This is a genomic window from Sphingopyxis sp. (assembly GCF_036402335.1).
Classification (GTDB): Bacteria; Pseudomonadota; Alphaproteobacteria; order Sphingomonadales; family Sphingomonadaceae; genus Sphingopyxis.
Window position 1 is genome coordinate 1 of sequence record NZ_DASWTD010000032.1, and the last position, 2,823, is coordinate 2,823.

Sequence of the window (2,823 nt, forward strand, 5' to 3'; positions counted from 1 at the left end):
GCTCGGCCTCCAGCAGCACGACCGCGCCCCCCGTCTCCGCCGCCGCACGCGCCGCCGCGAGCCCGGCGATCCCGCCGCCGACGACCAGCACCGCGCAGTCGTGGCGCTGCGCCGCATAGCGGTCCGGATCGGGCAAGGCCGGCGCGCGCCCGAGCCCCGCCGCGCGGCGAATCGCGCCCTCGAAGACGCGCCAGCCCGGCCACATGAAGCTCTTGTAATAGAAGCCCGCGCTCAGCAGCGGCGACAGCCGGTCATTGACTGCGCCGATATCGAACCCGACCGACGGCCAGCAATTGACGCTGCGCGCCTCCAGCCCGTCGGTGAGCAGCACCCGCGTCGCCAGCGCGTTGGGCACGGTGCGCGCGCCGCTTTCGAGCTGCACCAGCGCGTTGGTCTCGTCGAACCCGCTGCCGATAATCCCGCGCGGCCGATGATATTTGAAGCTGCGCCCGACGAGCGTCACGCCATTGGCGAGCAGCGCCGACGCCAGCGTATCGCCCTCACGCCCGGCATAGGCCTTGCCGTTGAAGCGAAAGGCCAGCACCCGCGCGGGCGCAGGTCCGGGAAGGCGAAACCCGCTCACCGCGCGCCATCCCCGATCTCGCCGATCGCAAGAATCGCGTGGCTCACCGTGTCACGCCGCGCGTCGAACCAGCGGCGGCAGCCCCAGGCGTGCAGCCAGCGCTCGCGCAGCACCCCGCGCACATTGTCGTGCTCGAACAGATGCGCCGTCCATTCGGCATCGCTGCAGCGCTCGTCGGGGCGCGGCGCGGGCACCTCGCCGCCGTTCACGAACTCACTCTCGTCGCGCGGACCGCAAAATGGGCAATCGATCCGGAGCATCAGTGTTCGATCCCAGCAGCGGCGGCCTCGTCGACCAGCGCCATGTCGCGAAAGCGGCCGAGCCCGAACGGCGCGATCAGCGGGTGCGGCGTGCCGGTGGCGATCGTGTGCGCCATCGTCTCGCCGCCCGCGGGGATCGCCTTGAACCCGCCGCCGCCCCAGCCGCAGCTCAGCGTCAGCCCCGGCACCGGGCTCGGCCCGAGGATCGGCGAGCTGTCGTGCGCATAATCGACGATCCCCGCCCATTGGCGGAGCAGCTTCACCCGGCTGAACGACGGGATCAGCGCGACCAGCCCCGCCGCGACCGCCTCCATCACGGGCACATTGCCGCGCTGCGCATAGGAGGCATAGGGATCGGCATTGCCGCCGAGCACCAGCCCGCCCTTGTCCGACTGGCTGACATAGACGCCGAGCGCCGCCGACGAGACGATGATGTCGAGCACGGGCTTCAGCGGTTCGGACACAAATGCCTGCAACGCATAGCTGCGCAGCGGCAGGCGGAACCCCGCCATGTCGGCGAGCATCGTCGAATGCCCCGCGACCGCGACCCCCAGCCGCGCCGTCGCGATCGCCCCGCGCGTCGTTCGCACGCCGGTCACCGCACCGCTCGCGGGGTCGCGGTCGATGCCGGTCACCGCACAATTCTGGATGATGTCGACCCCCAGCCGGTCGGCGGCGCGCGCATAGCCCCACACCACCGCGTCGTGGCGCACCGTCCCCGCGCGCCGCTGGAACATGCCGCCGAGGATCGGGTGGCGCACATCGGGATCGGCGTTCAGGATCGGGCAAAGCCGCCGCGCCTCCGCCGCGCTCACCATCGCCATGTCGATGCCGTTCAGCGCCATGCCGTTGACCAGCCGCCGCTGGAAATCGATTTCCCCACGATTGTGCGCGACGGTCAGCATGCCGCGCTGGCTGAACATGATGTTGAAATTGATGTCGCGGCTCAGCCCCTCGTACAGCGTCACCGACCGGTCGAAGAGCGCCGCGCTCTCGGGATAATAATAATCCGACCGCACGATCGTCGTGTTGCGCCCGGTGTTGCCGCCGCCGATCCACCCTTTTTCGAGCACCGCGACGTTGGTGAGGCCGTGGTTCTTCGCGAGATAATAGGCCGTCGCCAGCCCGTGCCCGCCGCCGCCGACGATCACTGCGTCATAGCGCGGCTTCGGTTCGGGCGAGCGCCACGCCGGCCGCCAGTGCCGGTTGCCGCCGAGGGCACCGCGGAGCAGCGCAAGCGCCGAATAATGCGTCATTCGCCGTGGCAGCGCGCGATGTAGCGACGGATGTCGAGGCTGTAATCCTCCATCGGCGAATAATAGCCATGCTCGTGGACGCGCGCCGCCATACCGCGCTGGACGCGCTCGCACACCGCCCAGTCCTGCCGGTTGACGAGGTCCCAGAAATCGACCGCATCCGCCGGGTCGAAATCCTCCCTCGCCATTTCCTCGGGATGGAAGAGGAAGCGGCATTCGATGCGCGTGCGGTCGACCGCCTCGGGCCACAGGATGAAGGCCGCGGCGTGGTCGCTCGACACGCTCAGCATCAGGTTCGGATAGAGAAGTTCGCCCTTGTGGCGGACCTTCTCTTCCTCGCTGAGGCCGGGAAGGAACGCCCGCGTCGTCGTCCCCGACAGCGTATAGGTCGTCGCCCCCTCGCGGTGCGGGATCCCCGCCTCCCAGTCGAGGTGCATGCCGCCGTTGCGGCGGAATTCGGGGACGAGGTCGCACAGCTCGGGATGAACCCCGGCGCAATGATAGCATTCATTGTAATTTTCGAGGATCAGCTTCCAGTTCGCATGGACGTCGTAACGGATCGTGCGCGCCGTTTTCATCGCGGCGAGCGGATAGTTCGACAGACGGCGCGGCGCCTCGCCCATCGCCGCGTCGAAATCGGGTGCCGCCGCGGGCGTCAGCCCGATCCAGATGAAGCCGCCCCACACGGCGACTGCGACCGGGTGCAGCCCATGCTCGCCCTTGT

General features: G+C 69.2%; 4 protein-coding genes. All 4 read right to left on the minus strand.

Annotated elements, in window-relative coordinates:
* A partial coding sequence (locus tag VGD20_RS00870) for a 2Fe-2S iron-sulfur cluster-binding protein (protein ID WP_331132644.1) occupies nucleotides 1-583 on the minus strand: 583 nt, incomplete at its 3' end.
* Complete coding sequence (locus VGD20_RS00875; RefSeq protein ID WP_331132645.1) at nucleotides 580-843, minus strand: sarcosine oxidase subunit delta; 264 nt, start codon at nucleotides 841-843, stop codon at nucleotides 580-582. The genes VGD20_RS00870 and VGD20_RS00875, both read right to left, overlap by 4 nt.
* Nucleotides 843-2,099 carry a sarcosine oxidase subunit beta family protein gene (locus VGD20_RS00880; RefSeq protein WP_331132646.1) on the minus strand — a complete coding sequence of 419 codons (1,257 nt, stop codon included), beginning with the start codon at nucleotides 2,097-2,099 and terminating at the stop codon, nucleotides 843-845. Before VGD20_RS00880 ends, VGD20_RS00875 begins: the two co-directional genes overlap by 1 nt.
* Nucleotides 2,096-2,823: RHO alpha subunit C-terminal catalytic domain-containing protein (locus tag VGD20_RS00885; RefSeq protein WP_331132647.1), on the minus strand; the 728-nt coding region annotated here is incomplete at its 5' end. The genes VGD20_RS00885 and VGD20_RS00880, both read right to left, overlap by 4 nt.

Bases quoted from the DNA above. Each gene is read 5' to 3' on its own strand.
- VGD20_RS00875 (WP_331132645.1), bottom strand. From the start codon at position 843: ATGCTCCGGATCGATTGCCCATTTTGCGGTCCGCGCGACGAGAGTGAG.
- VGD20_RS00880 (WP_331132646.1), bottom strand. From the start codon at position 2,099: ATGACGCATTATTCGGCGCTTGCGCTGCTCCGCGGTGCCCTCGGCGGC.